The sequence below is a fragment of the Vibrio sp. Isolate34 genome, from assembly GCF_022397915.1.
Taxonomy (GTDB): Bacteria; Pseudomonadota; Gammaproteobacteria; order Enterobacterales; family Vibrionaceae; genus Vibrio.
In genome coordinates this window covers 87329-109458 of record NZ_JAKEUO010000009.1, presented here as the reverse complement: position 1 = coordinate 109458, position 22130 = coordinate 87329, and the positions used below count along the sequence as shown (strand labels likewise).

Below are 22130 nucleotides of genomic sequence, written 5' to 3'. Positions count from 1 at the left end.
ACAAGGGCAATATAAAGCGCACTGCACTTTATATTGCATACTCGACATGAAAAGCGACTTCGGCAGATCACTATTAAAAATTACAGCTGACTGGTCTCAAACCAATTACGAATATGCTGCGCAACGATCTTAGGCTGCTCCATTGTCGATAAGTGTCCGCAATCAGGAATGACGTGAAGCGATACCTGCTTGATGTGTTTTGCCATTAGCAGGTGATTATCGATTGGACATAGCAGGTCATCTTTGCCAGTAATGATCAATGTAGGCACCTGAATGGCGGCCAGTAGTGGTCTTGCATCAGGACGAGTCGCCAAAGCTTGAGCGTGAGCCTCAAACCTTTCAACACCAACATTGTTCGCCATTTGCGTGATTCTTTGAGTCAACTCTTGATTCGCTAGCTGGTTCGGATGGATAAGCACTGGCATCAAGATATCAGGCGTTATTGACTCAAACTCCCCTGCTTTTGCTTTATCAACCAAGGCGTTTCTTTTCTCCGACACTTCCGGCTTTTCATCTGCAGAATTGGTGTCCATTAAGATCAAGCCTTTCACGCGTTGTGGCGCCTGTCGAAAGACTTCAAACGCAAGGATGCCGCCCATAGATAAACCACCAAGCACGAAACTTTCCGGAGCGTTATCTAGCACTTTACTTGCCAAGGCTTGCATGGATGTGTCGGCTCCCAAGTCACAAGTAAAAGGAGCCACCCAATCGGGCAGCTCTTTATTGACGTCTTGAAACAACGCTTCATCACATAACAAACCAGGTAACCATAGCAGTGGTACTTCTGGTTTCATCATTAATTGTCCTGCAGTGTTTGTGGTTGGTCAGAACCCAGCACCACGTAGGTGAAGCTGGTGCCTCTTAGGTTCTCAAGGCTGTACGATGCGCCTGTGGGTACACTAAATACGTCGCCAGTGGTCAGAACGACTTGCGCTTGCTCACCGTCTTGAACGATGTTTAATAATGTGTCGCCCTCGAAGTTAATCAACACCTGCTTTTCGTCACGTTGGTGAACAGGGATGCTCGCTCCTTCAGTTAACTCGTACGCCATGATACTTACATCATCCACGCTTTTAACTTGGAAATCATAGCTCGCAGATGGGTGACCCGTTAATGCAAACTGTTTAACGCCAGGCTTGTCAAAATCACCTGAGATTTCGCGGTAATCCTTTTTCAATGCAACGAAAGGCATCATCTGCTCAGCCGTGTACGTATCGAACTTGCTCAGCTCTTCTTCCGATAACAGTGGCATCAATTCAGACTCACTAGGCACTGCATCACCGTCAATCGTATCAACCAGCGTGCCGTCAGCTTTTAGGTATAAACCGTAACCTTGGCTGTCTGTAATCACACTCGGGTGCCAAACCACGCCACCACCGGAGTTATCGCCACCTAACACAGAGTACATAAAGCCGTAATCACGCCCTACAACTTCAAAACCTCGGAATAGGTTCGTAGGAATCGAGATAACATCACCGTGCGACAATACAGCTTCGTGTTCACCCTCGTTACCCCAATAGAATCTAAACTGACCTTTGAAGACCACGAATAGCTCAGCAGTATGGTGAGAGTGCAAAGAGTTCTTGATACCAGGAGGCTGACCAGCAGCACCAATGTTAAAGCCAGCAGTTTCACGGATATGAACATGTTGACGGCTACTTTCAGCCACACCAGCACCAATAATGCAGAAGTTGTCTTTTAGATCGCTTCCCGGCGTACGTGCATCAATGAAAGCACTCGTTCCGGGGATAAGCTCCATGTAACGAACGAGATTGTTATTTATTTTATTTTGTAGGGTCATTCTAAATTCCTTATTACCTAACCTAGCGGTCTTCCACCATCGACGGCGATGGTAGTTCCGGTTGAAAATGTCAGTAGCTCTGCGGCTGCATAAACGGCGTTGGCAACCTCTTCGTCACTCGCTAATCGTTTAAGCGGCGTCGACTGCTCTTGTGCATTGCGCCATTCATCATCTAACCCTTTAACAAATTCGGTATCCACTAAGCCAGGTGCTACAGCGAGCACTCGGATATCTGGAGACAAAGCACGTCCTAATGAACGTGTCATGTTTTCAACCGCCGACTTACTCGCACAGTACGCCACGTTACTACCCATTGCGGTTTGTGCTGCAATCGAAGTGATGTTCACTACGCAACCCTTAACGCTGCGAAGTAATGGCTCAAACGCGCGAACCATCGCAAATGGAGCTCGAACATTGACGCGGAAGATCTTGTCTATCAACTCATCATTCAGAGACGCTAAATCATTGTGCGCGACAAACTTTGTCATGCCTGCACAGTTCACTAGCAAGTCTAATGAATCCGATGACTCTTTAACTTGGTCTGCTAATGCGCCAATCGCAGAGCTATCTTCAACATTCAGTTGATACATGGCATGGCCTGAACCTTCCAAGCTGTCCAAGATCTGTTGAGCTGCAACCTCATTGCTGTTGTAGGTAAATACAACGCGATAGCCAGATTGCGCTAATTTGTGACATATGGCGGCACCGATGCCGCCACTGCCGCCTGTAACTAAGGCAAGTTTGGTCATGTTATGCCTCTACCGATTTTTCTTTGTAGCGACGAACGCGGATGTCTGCTTGCTCTTTGTGACCAGCGAAACCTTCTAGTGCACATAGACGTGAACAGTACTCACCGACTTTTAGCGAAGCCGCTTCAGTTACGCGCTGGTAAGTACATGTTTTAATGAATTTACCAACCCACAGACCACCGGTGTAGCGTGCTGCTTTGTTTGTTGGCAGTGTATGGTTAGTACCGATACATTTGTCACCGTAAGAAACATTTGTCTCACGACCTAAGAACAACGCGCCGTAGTTAGTCATGTTATCTAGGAAGTACTTAGGATCTTTTGTCATCACTTGAACGTGTTCTGACGCAATATCATCAGCTACTTCAACCATCTCCTCGTAGCTATCACATACAATAACCTGACCGTAGTTTTCCCAAGCCTTGCCAGCTACTTCAGCAGTAGGAAGAATCGTTAGCTGACGCTCAATTTCTTTTACTGTCTCTTCTGCAAAAGTTTCGCTATTGGTTAGCAGTACCGCTGGAGAGTTGTAACCGTGCTCAGCTTGACCAAGTAAGTCCGCTGCGGCTAATTCAGGATCACATCCCTCTTCATCAGCAATCACTAGCGTTTCTGTTGGGCCAGCAAACAAATCGATACCAACACGACCAAACAGCTGACGTTTTGCCTCTGCAACAAATGCGTTACCCGGGCCAACGATCATATCTACTGGAGCAATCGTTTCTGTACCAAGCGCCATTGCACCCACCGCTTGTACGCCACCAAAACAATAAATCTCATCCGCACCCGCCATCGCCATTGCCGCTACAATTGCCACATTTGGTTGACCGTTAAAAGGAGGAGCACAAGCAATAACACGCTTCACGCCAGCCACTTTTGCAGTAAGAACACTCATGTGCGCTGATGCAACCAATGGGTACTTACCACCTGGGATGTAACAACCAACACTGTTTACTGGCACGTTTTTGTGGCCTAGTACAACACCTGGCATGGTTTCTACTTCTACATCATGCATTGAGTCACGTTGGATCTGAGCGAAGTTGCGAACTTGTGTTTGTGCAAATTCAATATCGTGCTTAGTCGATTCGTCCAATGCGTCCACACATGCCTGAATTTGGTCATCTGTTAAGCGAAACTGCTCCGGAGACCAGTTATCAAATTTTTCTGAAAGCTCACGTACTGCACTGTCACCTTTCTTTTCGATGTCAGAAAGAATGTTCTCAACCGTTTGACGTACTTGCGCGTTGTTTGATGCTGATGCTTCTTCAGTGATGCCGTGTTTTAGAATGCGAGCCATGCTTAATTCTCCTTGTGGCGTATGCCTAGTGTTTGCTTATGTGTAGTTTTAACAGAGTTTATTTTTTGTTTTGTATGCTTTTGGATACGAATGCAAAATAAACATAAGCATTTTTTTAACACTTGGCAAATTCATTTCTCGACTTAAAAAATTAAATGCAACTTATTGTTTTAACGATAAAATTCATTTAAAAACGGCCAGATACGATACCTGTTGAATCAAAATACAATCAATTTATGTTGCATTGATCACATTGTTTTTACTCTTTTTTTACAACAACACATGTTAAGTTTTGCATACCTTTGCAAAAGTGAACGAAAAGTAATGGAGAACAAAAAGTAATGGATAACTTTAAGAACACACTGAACAACACCGAGCTACTTGGGACTTTTGTTAAAACCCCTCACCCACACATCATTGAAGTGCTGGCGTTGGCAGAACTCCCTTTCATTGTGCTAGACGCGGAACACGCCCCTTTTGATAGATCGACACTGGATAGCTGTATTCTTGCTGCGCGCGCTAATCAACTCCCTTGCGTGGTTCGAGTTCAAGATAGCCAGCCGTCGACCATTTTGAATGCGTTAGATTGCGGTGCGACAGGAATCCAGATCCCTCACGTATGCAGCGCCGAGCAAGCAGAAAAACTGGTGAAAATGTCCCATTATGGTGAAGGTGGCCGAGGCTATGCAGGCTCAAGCCGCGCAGCAAAATACGCAACCAAACCAATGGCACGTCACTTGAAAGACAGCCAGAACAACACGGTAGTGATCGCGCAAATTGAAGATCCAGAAGGTGTGGTAAATGCTGAATCAATCGCAAAAGTGGACGGCATCGATGCCCTGTTCATTGGCCAAGTAGACTTAGCCGTGTCTTACGGAGCTGAAAGTGTGAATGATGAATGCGTGCGAGAAGCGAGTATAAAAATAATCAAAGCAGCTCAACAGGTTAACAAGCCCGTTGGTATGTTTGTCGCGAATGCTCAAGCGGCTCGTCACTGGAAAGAGCTCGGCGTTAACTTCTTTTGCGTCGGTTCTGAACACAAAATGATCATTGATGGCTTTCGAAATGAGCAAGCCGTCATGAAATCATAATTTTTCTTTGTGATTTCAAATGTTACACGTATTGTAATTATCAAACCTTGCTCATTAGAGTCTGTTGACCTAATCAAGGTAGCGCTTGGATTTATCGCGATATAAGGAGATTCACCATAAAAGCGAAAGTTACCTCTATTGATGTTGCCAAAATGCTTGGCGTTTCTCAGTCTACTGTTTCTCGGGCATTCAGTCCGACAGCGAGCATTAGTGAGAAGAAGCGTAAAATGGTTATGGATGCGGCGACCAAGCTTGGCTACACGCCAAATGCGATCGCCCGCAGTCTTATTTCCAACCGTTCAGGGTTAGTGGCTATCGCACTTGATAGCGAATCAAACCCAATGTACGACTTGCAATCTCGAGCACTCGCGATGGAAATTCAAAAGCGCGGCGGTCAAGTTGTCCTTTGCCCTATCGACAAAGACGACTTGGATCTCGCCATTTCACGTGCAATTGAATATCAGGTTGATGGCTTGATCATCGCCACCAGCCGCCTGACCTCTCGTGCGTTTGCACAATGTGAAAAGTTTGGTGTTCACTTAAGCCTCATCAACCGATATACCGAAGGTGTCAATGCGAACAGCGCTGGCCTAGACAACCAGCAAGCTGGCACGCAAGCAGCAGATTATTTACTTGATAAAGGCTACAAACAGCTGGCTTATGTCAGTGGTGACGCAGGTTCCATGACCAGTGACAAGCGTTGGTTAGGCTTCTCTGAAACCGTAAAAACACGTGAAGCAGCTTCCCCTATCTTCATCAATGCAAAATACAGTTTTGAGGCTGGATTAGAGGCAGCGAAAGAGCTGATGGAACACACATCAAAACCTGACGCCGTGTTCTGTGCCAATGATATCCTTGCTATGGGTGTCATGGACGGCCTGCGAAAACTTGGTTGCCATATCCCGAAAGACTTTGCCGTCATGGGCGTGGATGATATCCCAATGGCCGCATGGCCGAGTTACGATCTTACGACTATTGCACAACCAGTAGACAAGATAGTACAGAGTGCTGTGGGAGATTTGATGCAACGTATCAATGAAAATACCGATGCCAAAGGGGCTTACCTATTGGAACCCGGAATTATAGTGGAACGAGGCAGTACATCACTAAGTTCATAAAAGGTTTGGCTAACTTGGTCCCATCTCCAACTTATTAAATCCGCTGCTTTTCCCATCAACAAAACGTCATTCAGTTTAGAGTAGAAGCCCTAATATCATGTTAGGCCTTCTTTCTGTGACCTCGCCTAAAATTTCGTCTATTCGAATTAACTTCTTTATCACTTTTATGGATTTGTTATTGACTTGTTAGTTGTGTGTTTATATTTTGGATTCGTATGCAAAAATAAGGATATGAAGTGCGGAATAAAAACCCACTGACCAACATGACTCTAATGAATGCACATAAAAAGTCATGTGATGAAAAAGGAAGAACAATGAAACGCGCAATCTTTACCTCGATAACTGCCCTCGGCTTAACCCTATCTAGCATGAATACGTTTGCAAGCAATGTCATTCGTCTTGCTCACGATAGCCAAGAAACTTCACCCGTACATAAAGCGATGCTTCACTTTGAAAAAGAACTTGAAGCTCGCTCTAATGGCGAACTTGAAGTGGAGATCTACCCAGCTCGACAGCTCGGTGATGTTCGTGAAACCACCGAACTTGTCCAGCAAGGCAACTTACAGATGACCTTTGGTGCATCGGTGTTGCTGTCACCTTACGTACCTGAGTTCAACGTACTTGATGTTTTCTACCTATTTGAAGATGAAGCGCAAGCACACAAAGCATTGGACAGCGACAAGATCGGCAAACCACTTCTTAATTCAATGGAGTCAAAAGGCTTTCATGGCTTAGGTTTCATGGAAGTTGGCTTCCGCAGCATCACCAATAACAAGCAACCGATTAACAGCATTGAAGATTTGAACAGCTTAAAGATTCGTTCAGCGTCTAACCCAACACAAATCAGTGCTTGGAAATCGGTAGGTACGGCACCGACACCGCTTTCTTGGGGTGAGATCTTCACTTCGTTACAACAAGGCTTAATCAATTCACAAGAAAGCGCGGTTTACTCTATTTACGCTGAGCGTTTTTATGAAGCACAAGAGTACCTATCGTTAACCAACCATATTTACACTAACTATGTGCTATTCATGAATAAAGAGTTCTGGGACTCTCTACCGAGTGATCAACAGGCACTTATCAACGAAGTAAGCCAAGAAACCATCGCGGTACAGCGTGATCTTGCAGCGAAACAGAATCAAGAAGTCATCAAAGAGCTTGAAGCGAAAGGCATGACAGTAAACGTCGTACCTACTGACGTTCGTGCTCAGATGAAAGAGAAGATGAATGCAGCGGTTTACCAAGAACTGCGCAGTAAAACCGGTGAAGCGCTATTCGACAGTGTGATCACAGAAATAGAGCAACTCTAATTCACTGATCACGATTGCTAGCCCTTCATGGGTGCCCGTTATTGACTCAGGCTTTGAGGCTTCGTTTTAAAGCAGCTTTATTGCTTTACAGACACACCGCTTTAAAGCCTGAGATGCTGTTCATTCATTGGCATTCAATGCCCTTTTCAACACTCTTTGGAGTTACGTATGAAATGGTTTCGCCTGTTCGACCGATACTTCGAACCAACACTGATCGTACTTTCTATCTCGTTGATGACCGCGCTACTCTGTTTACAGATAGCATTGCGCCTATTCGACGCTTCAATTGCTTGGGCAGAAGAACTTGCCCGCTACCTTTTCGTTTGGGCGATGTACTTAAGCATCAGCTACTGTATTCGTGATGATCGACATATTCGCATTCGCCTATTCATCGACAAACTACCGGGTAATCTAACCCACTACAGTTTAATTCTTTCAGACCTTATCTACTTAGCCTTCAGCTGTACCGTTGCCTGGTTTGGTTTCAAAGTGATTGGTCGAAGCCTGAAACTGGGCCAAATCGCTCCAGCAATGGAAATCCCGATTGCATGCTTATATGCCTCTGTACTTGTTTGTGCCGTGCTCAGTGCCATTCGCCTTGTCGTTAGCATCAATAAGCGCATTTCAATTATTGCTTACTCACCAAAGTCGGTTCGACTAACGCAACACCGTTACCGTCACTTGAAAGCAAAACACCGCACTTCTAACCGCTTGTTGGAGCTAAGCTTATGACCTCTGCTTTGTTATTTGGTAGTTTCGGATTACTGCTTCTTATTGGCGTTCCCGTAGGTATCGCACTCGCAAGTGCCAGCATGCTGGCAATCTTGAGCCTACCCTTCTTAAATATCGAATTTTTAGTTCAGGGCTTGGTGACAGGTCTAGACTCTTTCCCACTATTGGCGGTAGTACTCTTCACATTGGCCGGTAACCTAATGAGCCAAGGCGGTATATCAAAACGTCTTTTGCATGTTGCTGAAGTCTTCTTTGGTCACTTCACCGGTGGCTTGGGGATTGTAGCTATCGTTGCGTGTATGTTCTTTGCCTCCATCTCTGGTACAGGTTCAGCAACCGTTGCGGCTATTGGCTTAACCATGATTCCGTCTATGGTAAAAAAAGGCTACGACCGAAGCTTTGCTGGTGCATTGATTGCCTCATCCGGCGGTATCGGTGTAATTATTCCACCGTCTGTTGTAATGATCGTGTATGCCATTACTGCCGAAGTGTCCGTAACGAAAATGTTCATGGCAGGTATTCTCCCTGGGGTTGTCGTCGGACTCGTCCTTATCGGTTACTGTTTGATCGTATCTAAAATCCGCGGCTACAAAGGTAACGATAAGAAAGCAACATGGCCTGAGAGACTGGCAGCGCTTAAAGAAGCGATTTGGGCAATGCTATTACCCGTAATCATTCTTGGTGGCATCTACTCTGGTGTATTCACGCCAACTGAATCAGCGGCGATTGGTGTGTTATACGGCTTGTTTTTCGGCATGTTTGTTTATAAAGAGCTGGATTACAAAAAGGTCGTGAAGATCATTTTAGAATCTTCGTTATTGGTAGGTGCAGTACTTGTGATTGTAGGCGCTTCAGTTACCTTTGGTCGAATCCTAACGCTTGAGCGTCTACCAACTGAAATCGCACAGTTCATCCTCTCTATTACGGAAAACAAGCTGCTCATCTTGCTATGTATCACCGCATTACTACTAATCGTCGGTACATTCATGGAGACATTAGCGGCCATTGTTATCTTGACTCCAATCCTGCTGCCTATCGTGACCGCATTAGGAATGGACCCAATTCACTTCGGAATCGTGATGATAGTGAACCTAGCCATCGGGTTTGTTACTCCCCCACTCGGCGCCAACTTATTTATGGCCAGCCAAGTAGGTAATGTGCCGATTGAATCCTTATCTCGAGAGATTCTAGGCTGGATTGGTGCCATGCTCGTCGCTTTGATGATCATTACCTTTGTGCCAGCGATATCATTGTATCTTCCAAAATTATTGTCTTAAGCGTTTCCGTGAACAAAGCCACTCGATATTCATCTTTGAGTGGCTTTTTCAATCCAACCATCCCCAAAGTTATCGTTGCATGCGAATCCATTTTCAACCAAACAAATACAAACAAAAAATTAACAACCTGAGTAAAACCCCATCGTATAAGAATCATTACTCTAAATTTTCTCTCATCATGACTTCGATATAACAAATCGTCACAGAGCATTCTCCGATTTAATACCCACCTCCCCAAACCACCTGAAATACCTATAAATACAATTATTTACGCGAACTTCCACTACATTCAAACCTAATCATCTTGTTCATATACACTCGAAAAATACTGAACCATCACTCAATTATCTTACAGAGAACCGCATTTTAAGAGTTGTTAAAAAACAGATCAAACCCACAATAAAGAAACATATACAAAACACCTCATTGACACGTCGATAACAAAAGGCAATATTGGATACGTAACCAAAAACAATCCAATAACTAATTTTATGACGCATCAGGAGGTGATTAATGGCTATGGTTGGCTTTGATTCTAAATGGCAAGATTTTCCAGACTACATATTAGGTATCACTAAAGAAATTTGGGAAGATCGAGGTCTGAGTACCCTACATAACTATTACTCACCTGACATTATCGTCCGTACACCACTCTCCATCACCAAGGGAAACGAAAAGGTCATCAGCGCGACCATGGGCACACTAGCCGAGTTCCCGAACCGTACCTTATTGGGTGAAGACGTTATTTGGTCAGGGACTCCTGAACAAGGCATGCTTTCATCACATCGAATCATTTCAACAGCCACTCACACTAATGATGGTGTATTTGGTAAAGCAACGAACAAAACACTTAAGTTTCGAATTATCGCTGACTGCCATGCCATCAATAACCAAATCAATGACGAGTGGATGATCCGAGACATCGCTGCGATTGCAAACCAACTGGGTATGACGTCAGAAAAGTACGCCCGTCAACAAATCGAAATGGAAGGTGGCGTTGAGCAATGCCCCTTCCCTTTCACTCCCCAAGTCGACACACAAGGCCCTTACCTTGGCGTAGGTAACGACAATGAATACGGTCAGCGCTATGAAGACATACTGCGCCGTGTAATGAGCGCTGAGTTCTCAGTAATCCCAAAAGAATATGACCGAGCTTGTATCGGCGAATACACGGGTGGTCAAACTGCGCTCTCTCATAATGAGATCGACCAGTTTTGGATGTCACTGCGCTCTTCATTTCCGAACGCAGAATTCAAAATTCACCATCGTATTGGTCGCAATGACGAAATGATGTCACCACGTGCGGCTATTCGTTGGTCGCTACAAGGTAAGCATGAAGGCTACGGCATGTTCGGAAAGCCTACAGGAAAAGACGTTTACATCATGGGGATCAGCCATGCAGAGTTTGGACCTTGGGGTCTACGTAGAGAGTTTACGCTACTTGATGAAAGTGCGGTCTGGAAACAGATTTTAATCCAAATCGGTTAACTATATAAGGAAGTATTATTTTGAACAGCTTGATTGAGAATTTCTACAAAACGTATTTTAACGCTCACTCATCAGAACGTACTCAAGTAGTCCACGAGATGCTAAATGCTGATGTTAAATGGTGTGTCGCTCATCCGATTAATGACGTCTCTGGTGTCAAGGCAACCGAGCAAGCATTCCTATTGCCGCTAGTAAACTCGCTGCCTGATGTTGAACGACGTCCATCAATCGTTATGCAAGGTGAATACGAAGGCCGCACTTGGGTAAACTCTACGGGTTATTTCGTCGGCACATTTACACAACCGTTATTTGGTATTCCAGCAACGGGAAAAACGCTCTACTTGCGCTACACCGAAATGGTTTGCATCCAAGATGGTCAAATTATTGAATCCTATCTAATCCCTGATTTTATTGATGCAATGAACCAAGCTGACGTTAATCCGTTACGCAAAAGCCTAGGTCATGCTGGATTAGTCCCTGCCCCTGCGACTCAAGACGGGATACAGACAGGTAGCATCGCAGCTGAAAAGAGTCAGAAAAGCCAAAAGCTAGTCCTAGACATGTTGGCTTGCTTGGGTCGATTTGATGGTAAGCGCCTTGATTCAATGGATTTGGAAAACTACTGGCATAACGATTTTATGTGGTATGGACCTGCTGGGATCGGTACGACACGTGGAATTCAAGGTTTCCGAGACCACCATCAAGGACCATTTGTATTTGCCTTCCCTGATCGAAGTGTCGATATAGAGCTCAACATTTTGTCCAAAAATGACTACGTATCCACAGGTGGTTGGCCACACATGCACGGTACACATACTGGTAGCAGTGGCTGGTTAGGTTTAGCACCTACAGGCAAGCACATCGAACTTCGTGTTATGGATATCTGGCGACGCGAAGGAGAGTTACTCAAGGAAAACTGGGTCGCTATCGATATAGCACACATATTAAAACAGCTTGGTTACGATCTGTTTGAGCAAATGGATGAACAATTAAAAGGACGTGAGCATGTATGAGTTTGGAGCTTTAAACTGGACAATTCTTGGTACCTATATCGTCCTGACTTTAGTTATGGGTGCACTCGTTGGTAGACGTGTCACTTCCGCTAACCAATTTGCATTAGGCGATAAAAATATTCCATGGTGGGCCATCGGTATTTCTGTTGTGTGTACCTATGTCAGTGCTATGTCTTTCTTAGGAGGACCAGCTTGGTCTTACAAAGAAGGCTTGTCGGTAATAGCTATCCACCTAAACTACCCGTTAGTGATTTTCTTTATCGTTGCGGTGTTTATGCCGTTTTTCTACAACAACGGTCTAACTTCGATTTATGAATATCAAGAACGACGCTTTGGTAAAGCCTCACGTATCACTCTGTCTTTGATCTTCTTAATTAAACAGGCGATAAGCTCAGCTGCAGTCTTGTATGCAACCTCACTAATCCTCGAGTTCATTACTGGTATCGATGTGACTTACTGCATCGTCATTGTCACTGTTATCGCACTGATTTATACCGTAATGGGGGGAATTGCCGCCGTTATTTGGACAGATGTAATCCAAGCAGTCATTCTGTTTCTTGGAGCATTTATCATCATTGAAGCCGTCTGGAATGGCATGCCACAACCCATGACCGAAGTGATGCAAGATCTCAAGTCACAAGGCATGACGAATGCGTTACAAACGAATTTAGATTTAAGCCAAGTTACCACCGTATGGGCTGGCGTTATCGCAATGACAATGTTCCACACCACTGTTTATGGCGGTAACCAAATGATGGTTCAACGCTGTATGGCGGCTAAAAACATGGGTGATGCTAAAAAAGCGATGCTAATGATGGGTTACGTTGCTTTCTTCATCTACTTCGTATTCATTCTGTTAGGCGTGTTATTCAACGCTTATTACGATGGCAAAGAGTTCGAAAATGGCAACACCATCATCCTGCACTATGCCAGCGAATATGGTATGCCAGGGCTGATGGGAATAATCGCGGCCGCTATTCTTGCAGCAAGCATGTCTAGTCTAGATTCCGCTTTTAACTCTATGGCTACCGTCTCTGTTACTGACTTCTATAAACGCTTTTACAAGAAAAACGAGTCAGAGGAACATTACCTCAAAGCATCGCGTTTCTTCACGGTTATGTGGGCGCTATGTATCATCATCCCAGCCTTCATGTTTGCAACCAGTACAGGCTCAGTTTTAGAAATATTAAGTAAAGCGGGTTCCTATTTTGTAGGTGCAAACTTCTGTATGTTCGTACTTGGTTTCTACTCCAAACATATTACAGAAAAGGGACTATTAATTGGTGTCGCAGCAAGCTTCGTGGCGATTTGGTATGTTGCGGTTGCGACTGATATTGCTTGGCCTTGGTACTGTGTCATCGGTGTTTTCGTCAATGCGATTGTCGCCTACGCTGCAAGCTTGCTGCTAACAGGCAAACAGACAGAAATGCACCTTTATACAGTCAAAGGTCAGCAAGCAGAGTATGCACGCTTGAACAAGCCGATCAAAGAAGGTGGTTGGTATGTTGTACCAGGTAAAGTAGATGCGCCTTGTTGGGGACTACTCGTGATGTTTGTATTCTCACTCGTTCTACTTTGGGGGATTAACGAGTTCATTGAGAACGCACCAATGTTGATTAACTTTATCCGAATCTGCTCGGTTATTGTTGCGGCAAGTATCATCGGTTATATGATTTACTCATTCAAGCAATCTAAGACGTCAAATGAAGCAGAACAAACCTGTTAGAGTTATCCTCAAATTAAGCTAGCTACAACAAAAAAAGGCTCACTATCACAGTGAGCCTTTTGGTATCTAGCAAACGCTAACAATACATGTAGCGAAGCTATCGAAGAATCGTTTTAAAGCTGTAGTTTAGAAGAATTCGATAGAGTTACGGCCACTTTTATCATCACGTGTTGGCTTAGGCGTGTCCGCTTTCTTTTTCGGTTTGTTTTCTTTCTTCTTCTCTTTTTTCTGTTTCTTAGGTTCAGCTTTAGCGCTTAGCATATCTGCAGTGCTTCGCTGTGATTCTTTCTTGCTTGAACCCTTTTTAGATTGGCCTTTCTTCGCCTTGTTATTTTGTTTAGGCGCTTCTTTCTTTTTCGGCTTTTCTGATTCTTCTTGTACTGGCTGATCGCACACCACTACATAGTATTCTTGGTTGAATTCGAAAAAGTCACCATCGTACATCTTGCGGCGCTTACGCGTTTCTAGCTCACCATTTACCGCTACGTAGCCTTCCGAAATAATGTGCTTAGCTTCACCGCCACCGCTTACTAGGTTAGCAATCTTAAACACTTTGTAGAGCTCAATTGGCTGAGAAGAAACATCGATACCAATGGCTTCGATTTCAATCTCTTCGCCTTCTTCACCGTGCTCGTAACCTTCATAATCAGCGTCTTCGTAATGTTCTTGGTCCATGGTGACCTCTACCTAAATATGTACTTCTGAAATATTGGGCGCAGTGTAATAGTAAAACAAGCAAATGACCATGTTGAATTCAACCAGAGTCCATTTGTTTTAAATAAACTCTCTGCGTTATAAAGCCCCACCAACATTCGATAGGCTCACCAACTGTTTAGTGTATTCATGCTGCGGATTACCAAACAAAGTCTCAGTGTCGCCCTTCTCTATCACCTCTCCCGCTTTCATCACGATGGTGTAATGGCATAGGGATTTCACGACATTCAGGTCATGGCTGATGAAAAGATACGTCAGGTCATACTTTTCTTGGAGTGACTTCAGTAGATCCAACACTTGCGCTTGAACGGTTCTGTCTAACGAAGACGTTGGTTCATCGAGTAAGATAAACTCTGGCTTCAGAATAAGAGCTCGCGCTATCGCGATACGCTGCCTTTGTCCGCCAGAAAATTCGTTGGGGTAACGGTGACGAGTTTCAGGGTCTAGGTCGACTTCTTTCATTACGTCACAGATGCGTTGGTCGAGTTCGCTCTCGTCCAATTGTTGATGCACTAACAAACCTTCACCAATCACTTGCGCGACCGACATTCTTGGGTTTAATGCAGAGAAAGGGTCTTGAAAGACAACTTGCATACGACTTCGAAACGGTAGCATCTGTTGGCGGTTTAAGCCTTGAAGTTGTTCGCTCGAATAAGTGATCGAGCCTTCACTCTCCACCAGCTTCAAAATCGCCATACCGGTTGTTGATTTACCCGAACCACTCTCACCGACTAGGCCGATGGAATGCCCTTTCTTCAGGGTGAACTCCATATCGGTGACGGCTTTAACATGCGAAATGGTTCGCTTGAACAGACCGCCAGTAATCGGGAACCAAACACGCAGTTGGTTTACATCAAGCAGAGGTTTGCTTTCTGGTGATACGGGAACAGGTAAACCTTTTGGGTCGGAATTGATGAGCTTTTGAGTGTAGGGGTGAGCAGGCGCGTTAAACAGAGTTTTGCAGTCGTTGCTTTCAACAAGACGACCGTCTTTCATTACCGCGACTCTATCGGCAATTTTACGAACGATACTTAAATCATGGGTGATAAACAGCATCGCCATGCCGAGCTCTTGTTGCAGATCTTTTAGAAGATCAAGGATCTGCGCTTGTACCGATACATCTAGTGCAGTTGTCGGCTCATCAGCGATCAGTAACTCTGGCTCATTGATAAGTGCCATCGCAATCATCACACGCTGACGTTCACCACCAGATAACTCATGTGGGTATGCTGAAATCTTTTGCTCAGGGTAGCGAATACCCACCTTTGAAAGCCACTCTATCGCCAAGGCTTGCGCTTTGTTTGTTCGCATACCTCGGTGAATCGCGAGGGTTTCAACAAGCTGTTTGCCAATTCGATGAAGCGGATTCAGCGAAACCATAGGCTCTTGGAAGATCATTCCGATACGACCACCACGAATCCCACGTAGCTGTCTTTCTGAACAACTCAGAATATCGGTGCCAGAGAAATTGATCTTACCATTTAAGTAATGAGACGAGCCTTTCGGTAACAGCTTTAAAATCGAGTTAGCCGTAACCGATTTACCGGAACCACTCTCACCTACCAGCGCGAGCGTTTCGCCTTTGTATATTTCTAAAGAGACATCTTGTGTCACTTGTTCTATCGAGTTTTTGCGCCCGAAACCTACAGACAGTTTATCTATGGTCAAAACTGGAGAAGCAGGCGTTGTATTTGAAGTCATAACCTATCCTTACTTCTGTTGATGTGGGTCGAAGGCATCACGTACCGCTTCACCAACGAAGACAAGTAACGTAAGCATCAGTGAAAGCACGACGAAAGCAGAGATACCGAGCCAAGGCGCTTGTAAGTTTGCTTTACCTTGCGCCAACAGTTCACCTAACGAAGGCGAACCCGCAGGAAGACCAAAGCCCAAGAAGTCTAATGAGGTTAATGTGGTCACTGAGCCAGAAAGAATAAACGGCATCATGGTTAAAGATGCAACCATCGCGTTGGGCAGCATGTGACGAAGCATAATGCGTTTGTCATCAACCCCCATGGCTTGCGCGGCACGCACGTAATCAAAGTTTCGACAGCGTAAAAATTCCGCTCGCACGATGCCGACTAAACTCATCCAACTGAACAGCACCATAATCCCAAGCAACCACCAGAAATTCGGCTCAATAAAGCTCGACAAAATAATCAATAAGAACAGGGTCGGCATACCAGACCAGACTTCAATAAAGCGCTGTCCGAACAGATCAACCCAACCACCGTAGTAACCTTGCGTCGCCCCAACGACGACACCGATCACGCTCGATACAATCGTCAGAATAAAACCAAATAGAACGGAAATACGGAAGCCATAAATGATACGAGCTAATACATCTCGCCCTTTATCATCGGTTCCTAGCCAGTTCACCGAATCGGGTTCCGATGGCACAGCACCTGAAATATCGAAGTTTATCGTGTCGTAGCTAAACGGAATGATTGGCCACACGATGTAACCGCTGTCTTCAATGAGTTCAATAACATACGGATCTTTGTAGTCGGCTTCGGTTTCAAATTCGCCACCAAATTCCGTCTCGGCGTATTCATTGATAACAGGTACAAACCACTGATTATCATAAGAAACCAAGAGTGGCTTATCGTTGGCAATGATTTCAGCGAACAGACTCAATCCAAACAAGATGGTAAATATCCAAAGGGAGATAAAACCACGCTTGTTTGCTTTAAAACGTAACCAACGAGCTTCAGCTAAAGGGTTGTTAAACATTTATTATCAATACCTTGTTATTCGTTCGCCATTAACGCGCTTCAAAATCAATTCGAGGATCAACCCAGGTATAAGTCAGGTCGGAGATAATGCTCAGCACCAAGCCAAGCAAGGTCATGATATAGAGAGAGCTGAACACCACGGGATAGTCACGTTGAATGGTCGATTCAAAACCAAGCAGACCAATGCCTTCGAGTGAAAACATCACTTCGATCAACATAGAACCCGTGAAGAAAATACTAATAAATGCGCTTGGGAAACCCGCAATAATGATCAGCATGGCGTTACGGAAAACGTGCTTGTAGAGAATACTGCTCTCGTCCAAGCCTTTCGCTCTCGCAGTCACTACATATTGCTTATTGATTTCATCAAGGAAAGAGTTTTTGGTTAGCATGCTGAGTGTGGCAAAGCCGCCAATGACCATCGCAAAAATAGGCAACGCTAAGTGCCAGAAATAGTCGCCAATTTGCTGATACCAGTTGAGCTGGTCGAAGTTACTCGATACTAATCCACGCAATGGGAACCAACTGAAGTAGTTACCACTCGCGAACAAAATAATCAGGATGATCGCAAACAGGAAGCCCGGCACCGCGTAGCCGACAATCACCACCGCACTCGACCAAATATCGAAGCGAGAACCGTGGTGTATCGCCTTCATGATGCCCAGAGGTATCGAAATCACATAGATGATTAACGTACTCCACAACCCCAAGGAGATGGAGACAGGTAAACGCTCGATGATTAAATCAATCACGTTACCGCCCTTAAACAGGCTTTCACCAAAGTTAAAGGTCGCGTAATTTTTCAACATATCAAAATAGCGAACGTGAATCGGTTTATCAAAACCAAACTGCTTTTTGATCTCTTCAACCACTTCAGGATCAAGCCCGCGTGAGCCTTTATAACCACTGGCAGGTGCTTGATCACTTTCGCTTAAATCAACTTCTTGCCCGCCACCAGAAAAACGCTCCATGATGCCAGAATTGTGCCCTTCTAATTGGGCAACAGCTTGTTCTACTGGGCCACCAGGGGCGATCTGAATAATAAAAAAGTTGATGGTGATGATCGCCCACAGTGTGGGGATCACCAACAGTAAACGCCGAAATATATACGCGGCCATGCTAACTAACTCCTAGCGACGTTTTTCAGGAAGCAATGCCGCCTTCTCTTCTGAAATCCACCATGTATCGATACCTAAGTCATATTTAGGTAATACATCTGGACGCTCAAACTTGTCCCACATTGCCACGCGATATTCACCAACGTGCCATTGAGGGATGTTGTAGAAATTCCACTGTAATACTCGGTCTAATGAGCGACCTAAAGTCAGAAGCTTTTCTGGATTCTGTTGATTGCTCGCGATTTGTTCTGTTAACGCGTCAACCACTGGATCCATCACACCTGCAGTATTGTAAGTAGAATCAATGTAGTTAGAGTTCCAAACAATCATTAAGTTCGGGCTAGGATAAGGGTTTGCAGAAAATGACGAAGACACCATGTCGAAATCTCGGTCACGAAGACGCTTGATGTACTGAGTCGTATCGATGGTACGGATCTTCATCTCGATACCCATGCGCTTCAAGTTCTTCTGAACAGGCGTTGCAATACGCTCCGTGGTTGGGCTGTAAATCAACAACTCAAATGACAGCGGCTTGCCGGTCTTTTCATTGGTCATGACTTTGTCTTTCAGCACCCAACCCGCTTCCTTCAATAGTTTGAAAGCTGTACGCATTTGGCTACGAATACGACCGCTACCATCCGTGACTGGTGGTTGGAACTCTTCGGTAAACACTCGTGGTGGAATTTGATCTTTGTATTGAGACAGTAACTCAACTTCAGCTTCGCTTGGCAAGCCTTTCGCTTCATAGTCGGTGTTTTGAAAGTAACTGCGAGTGCGCTTGTACTGTCCATAGAACATGTTCTTATTCATCCACTCAAAGTCCATCGCGTAGGTTAACGCTTCACGAACCTTTGGATCTGAGAACACAGGAGATTGAATGTTAAAGACAAAACCTTGAGTCGTTTCTGGCTTCTCATGGTTGATCTCTTCTTTGATGATATAGCCTTTGTCGAAGTTTGCGCCTGTGTAAGAGTTGGCCCAGAACTTAGCTGAGTTTTCTGTTCGAAGATCGAACTCCCCTGCTTTGAAGGCTTCTAGCATTACTGTGTCGTCACGGTAGTAATCGTATTGCACTTCCTTGAAGTTATTACGACCGACGTTAACAGGCAGGTCGGCTGCCCAGTAATTTTCATCTAAACCGTAAGTGACACTTTGACCCGATTTATAGCTGATGATCTTATAGGGGCCACTGCCTACCGGCGGCTCACTTAAAGGTTCAGACAGCTTCTTATCTTTCCAATAATGCTCTGGCAATACGCGAGTGCTTTGGGCAAAGCTAAACAACTTCTCGCGATTTGGCTTCTCCATCTCAATACGAACCACTAAATCAGAAACCGCGGTGACTGACTTAATTTCTTTATAATAGACACGATATTGAGGCACACCCTCAGTTGAAAACTTATTGAAGGTGAATGCCACATCATGAGCCGTAATAGGCTCGCCATCATTAAACTTAGCTTTGGGGTTGATATCGATTTCCATCCAAGTGAAATCACTGGCGTAGCGAACCTTTGAGGCGATCAACGGATAATACGCATCAATCTCGTCGCTCGGAGAAAACATCAAGGTATCGTAAATCTCACCCGTGTAACTTGCAGCAACGCCGCGAGAACCGAATCGATTAAAGCTATCGTAGGTGCCAATGCTGCCATAGGTTACTTTACCTAGTTTTGGCGCATCGGGATTAACGTAATCAAAGTGAGTAAAATCGACTGGATATTTCGCTTCACCAAAACCGACCAGTTGAGTGGTTTCAATTACGGTGACGGCAGGTGTTTCGGTATCATAAGCGTGTGTAACGGAGGGATATAGAGCAATAAGCGGCAGCATGACTGCACATGACTTCAAATTAGACCTGAAAAACTGAGTGCGCTGCGAGGCTTTGCTTCGGAAAACTGTTCCCATTTGACTCTCCCTTCAAATGTTATGAATTCGATATTCAACTTGATTAATCGGCTTTGAATGCATGCCGTTAAATCAAGTATAGGTTCAAATCTAACATCATGTAATAACTAATAAAACCATCAGCACTCTATCTCTTACCGTTTATTTACAATTAACTCGTCGCCGCTAGAAGTTATTGGATGCAGTTAGCTTTGATTGCTTTGGTTCACTTCTAAAGTGAAATTTAGGATCTAAATAATCAACAAACTATACTTTTACTGGAGTATCCTTGCAGCTTAGGTCTAAATGGAATGACACTTTGAATAAACCAAACCAAATAACATTCTCAACGTTCAATCTTTTGAACTACCTCGAACCACCGAATGCTTATTATGATTTTGAGAACATCTACAGCTTCGAGGAGTGGCAAAAGAAACAAGGCTGGATAGCTGAAGCGATTGGTTCATTAGATTGTGATGTGATCGGCTTCCAAGAGATATTTAGCCCTAAATCTTTAGAGCAGTTAATGAATGATCTGGGTTATCCGTACTTTGCGGTTGTCGATTGCCCGCATGTTGAAGATGATTACCTATATACCTCGCCTGTCGTGGGTATCGCCTCTCGCTACCCGATTGAAAAAGTACAGCCTGTGACACCGGATTTAGAGCTACTTTCAGCCTTCAACCTTGGCGACAAATTCTCATTCAACCGAACACCTGTTCACGCGACGATTACTCTGCCTCACTTAGGCGCGACCGACTGTTATGTTGTGCACTTCAAATCTCAACGCCCAACCGAACCCAAAACTGAACCGCAAGAATCCAGTGACAGATCAGCAGATAACAAACCACAAAGCGACACCTTAGTTAAGCTTCATCAGGAACAACTAGGATCGTGGCTATCGAGTGTCCAACGTGGACTGGAAGCTCAAATGCTGCATCAATACATCACCAATCAACGCTACCAAACCGATCAACCAGTTGTGTTGATGGGCGACTTTAACAAGCCCCTATTCAACGATGAGTTCAAAGGGCTACTCAGCTATTCATTGAATCGAGATGAAGCGAGCAGACATTGGTTATCGCACTTCCGATTAAGAGACAGTTGGGATCTCTATCATCAGCTGCATGAAGAAGACTTGCTCGAACAACGTAAACCAACCCACTACTACGGTGCTTCTGGTTCTGTGCTGGATTACATATTGATGTCGAACGAGTTTGACTGTCAGAACTCATCAAGCTTGATGGACATCTCGAGCTACACAGTGTTAGATCATCATCTTATTAACCCAAGCTTCGAACACGACCAATTCAGTACTGATCATGCCGTAGTCTCTGTTACCGCGCATATTCGTGAAGTATAAAATCACCAAATTAACACATTCACCCTGCAAATAACTCGTGACTGAGATCACCAAAAAACACCCCATCGAAACGTTTCGATGATCGTCATCACATTCTAAGAAAGTGAATAGTGCAAATGATAAATCAGACACTATTATCACTATCGAAACGTTTCGATGGCTTTTTCTTGAGTTGTTCTCAACCCACCAAACGTTATTTTTCGATAGGTCGTGATATGAAAAAAAGTACTCTAATAAACTCTGAACTCTCTTACCTAGTGGCGACTCTTGGCCACACAGATGAAATCACGATTTGTGACGCAGGCTTGCCGATTCCGGATCATGTAACTCGTATTGATCTTGCTTTGACTCACGGTGTGCCGAGCTTCACCCAAACAGTGAAGACCATGCTTGATGAGTCTCAAATCGAAGGCGTTGTGATTGCAGAAGAATTCGCGAAAGTAAGTCCAGAACATCACGCAGCGCTAATTGATCAAATCAAAACGGAAGAAGCACGTTGTGGTAAATCACTTTCGATTACTTACATCACTCATGAAGAGTTTAAGCAGCGTACACATGATAGCCGCGCTGTGATTCGTACTGGCGAATGCACGCCTTACGCAAATGTTATTTTCCAAGCTGGCGTAACGTTTTAACTTAAGCAAAACGCGACGACAGCTCAGTGTCATCACTGAACCAGAACCATACATATACAGAATAATCAAATACAACTGGCCC

19 protein-coding genes are annotated in these 22130 nt (G+C 44.5%); 10 read left to right on the top strand and 9 right to left on the bottom strand.

Going from position 1 to position 22130, the window contains the following annotated elements; translation table 11 throughout:
• Nucleotides 1–80 precede the first annotated feature (80 nt).
• The 4 genes from L1D22_RS11810 to hisD are packed head-to-tail and all read right to left on the bottom strand — an operon-like array spanning nucleotide 81 to nucleotide 3844.
• Nucleotides 81–797: an alpha/beta hydrolase gene (locus L1D22_RS11810; protein ID WP_239829925.1), complete on the bottom strand. Its 717-nt coding sequence runs from the start codon at nucleotides 795–797 to the stop codon at nucleotides 81–83.
• Entirely contained in the window at nucleotides 797–1801 is a 1005-nt protein-coding gene (locus L1D22_RS11805; RefSeq protein WP_239829924.1) for a cupin domain-containing protein, read from the bottom strand. Before L1D22_RS11805 ends, L1D22_RS11810 begins: the two co-directional genes overlap by 1 nt.
• A gap of 17 nt (nucleotides 1802–1818) precedes the next feature.
• On the bottom strand, nucleotides 1819–2550 hold the full coding sequence (locus tag L1D22_RS11800) for an SDR family oxidoreductase (protein WP_239829923.1): 732 nt from the start codon (nucleotides 2548–2550) through the stop codon (nucleotides 1819–1821).
• A gap of 1 nt (nucleotide 2551) precedes the next feature.
• The gene (gene hisD / locus L1D22_RS11795) at nucleotides 2552–3844 is read right to left on the bottom strand and encodes a histidinol dehydrogenase (protein WP_061031088.1); all 1293 of its coding nucleotides are present in this window, start codon (nucleotides 3842–3844) and stop codon (nucleotides 2552–2554) included.
• Between the two features lie 341 nt (nucleotides 3845–4185).
• Here hisD and L1D22_RS11790 point away from each other — a divergent pair, with 341 nt between their 5' ends.
• The 8 genes from L1D22_RS11790 (at nucleotide 4186) to L1D22_RS11755 (ending at nucleotide 13599) form a co-directional block, all read left to right on the top strand.
• On the top strand, nucleotides 4186–4935 hold the full coding sequence (locus L1D22_RS11790; RefSeq protein ID WP_239829922.1) for an aldolase/citrate lyase family protein: 750 nt from the start codon (nucleotides 4186–4188) through the stop codon (nucleotides 4933–4935).
• Nucleotides 4936–5087: 152 nt separating this feature from the next.
• Entirely contained in the window at nucleotides 5088–6053 is a 966-nt protein-coding gene (locus L1D22_RS11785; protein ID WP_108082752.1) for a substrate-binding domain-containing protein, read from the top strand.
• 314 nt (nucleotides 6054–6367) lie between these two features.
• Nucleotides 6368–7363, top strand: coding sequence for a TRAP transporter substrate-binding protein (locus L1D22_RS11780; RefSeq protein ID WP_210474046.1), 996 nt, complete (start codon nucleotides 6368–6370; stop codon nucleotides 7361–7363).
• Nucleotides 7364–7531: 168 nt separating this feature from the next.
• Nucleotides 7532–8095, top strand: a complete 564-nt coding sequence (locus L1D22_RS11775) for a TRAP transporter small permease (RefSeq protein WP_108082751.1) — start codon at nucleotides 7532–7534, stop codon at nucleotides 8093–8095.
• Nucleotides 8092–9372 (top strand): TRAP transporter large permease, encoded by a 1281-nt coding sequence (locus L1D22_RS11770; protein ID WP_239829921.1) that lies wholly within the window; start codon nucleotides 8092–8094, stop codon nucleotides 9370–9372. Before L1D22_RS11775 ends, L1D22_RS11770 begins: the two co-directional genes overlap by 4 nt.
• Before the next feature lie 513 nt (nucleotides 9373–9885).
• Nucleotides 9886–10860: an ester cyclase gene (locus L1D22_RS11765; RefSeq protein ID WP_239829920.1), complete on the top strand. Its 975-nt coding sequence runs from the start codon at nucleotides 9886–9888 to the stop codon at nucleotides 10858–10860.
• Between the two features lie 14 nt (nucleotides 10861–10874).
• On the top strand, nucleotides 10875–11873 hold the full coding sequence (locus tag L1D22_RS11760) for an ester cyclase (protein WP_345772808.1): 999 nt from the start codon (nucleotides 10875–10877) through the stop codon (nucleotides 11871–11873).
• Nucleotides 11866–13599 (top strand): sodium/solute symporter, encoded by a 1734-nt coding sequence (locus L1D22_RS11755; protein ID WP_239829918.1) that lies wholly within the window; start codon nucleotides 11866–11868, stop codon nucleotides 13597–13599. Before L1D22_RS11760 ends, L1D22_RS11755 begins: the two co-directional genes overlap by 8 nt.
• Before the next feature lie 126 nt (nucleotides 13600–13725).
• Here the strand turns inward: L1D22_RS11755 and L1D22_RS11750 are convergent, their stop codons facing one another.
• The 5 genes from L1D22_RS11750 to L1D22_RS11730 all read right to left on the bottom strand — a co-directional run bounded on the left by L1D22_RS11750 (nucleotide 13726) and on the right by L1D22_RS11730 (nucleotide 20071).
• On the bottom strand, nucleotides 13726–14274 hold the full coding sequence (locus L1D22_RS11750; RefSeq protein ID WP_239829917.1) for an RNA-binding S4 domain-containing protein: 549 nt from the start codon (nucleotides 14272–14274) through the stop codon (nucleotides 13726–13728).
• Nucleotides 14275–14391: 117 nt separating this feature from the next.
• Nucleotides 14392–16014, bottom strand: coding sequence for a microcin C ABC transporter ATP-binding protein YejF (gene yejF / locus L1D22_RS11745; RefSeq protein ID WP_239829916.1), 1623 nt, complete (start codon nucleotides 16012–16014; stop codon nucleotides 14392–14394).
• Between the two features lie 9 nt (nucleotides 16015–16023).
• On the bottom strand, nucleotides 16024–17046 hold the full coding sequence (locus L1D22_RS11740) for an ABC transporter permease (RefSeq protein ID WP_048608646.1): 1023 nt from the start codon (nucleotides 17044–17046) through the stop codon (nucleotides 16024–16026).
• A gap of 31 nt (nucleotides 17047–17077) precedes the next feature.
• Nucleotides 17078–18166 carry a microcin C ABC transporter permease YejB gene (locus tag L1D22_RS11735; protein WP_239829915.1) on the bottom strand — a complete coding sequence of 363 codons (1089 nt, stop codon included), beginning with the start codon at nucleotides 18164–18166 and terminating at the stop codon, nucleotides 17078–17080.
• A 12-nt stretch (nucleotides 18167–18178) separates the two neighbouring features.
• On the bottom strand, nucleotides 18179–20071 hold the full coding sequence (locus L1D22_RS11730) for an extracellular solute-binding protein (RefSeq protein WP_239829914.1): 1893 nt from the start codon (nucleotides 20069–20071) through the stop codon (nucleotides 18179–18181).
• 298 nt (nucleotides 20072–20369) lie between these two features.
• Between L1D22_RS11730 and L1D22_RS11725 the strand changes: the two genes are divergently transcribed.
• Both L1D22_RS11725 and rbsD read left to right on the top strand, forming a co-directional pair.
• Nucleotides 20370–21413: an endonuclease/exonuclease/phosphatase family protein gene (locus L1D22_RS11725; RefSeq protein ID WP_239829913.1), complete on the top strand. Its 1044-nt coding sequence runs from the start codon at nucleotides 20370–20372 to the stop codon at nucleotides 21411–21413.
• Between the two features lie 215 nt (nucleotides 21414–21628).
• Nucleotides 21629–22048, top strand: a complete 420-nt coding sequence (gene rbsD / locus L1D22_RS11720) for a D-ribose pyranase (RefSeq protein ID WP_239829912.1) — start codon at nucleotides 21629–21631, stop codon at nucleotides 22046–22048.
• The last annotated feature ends 82 nt before the right edge of the window (nucleotides 22049–22130 follow it).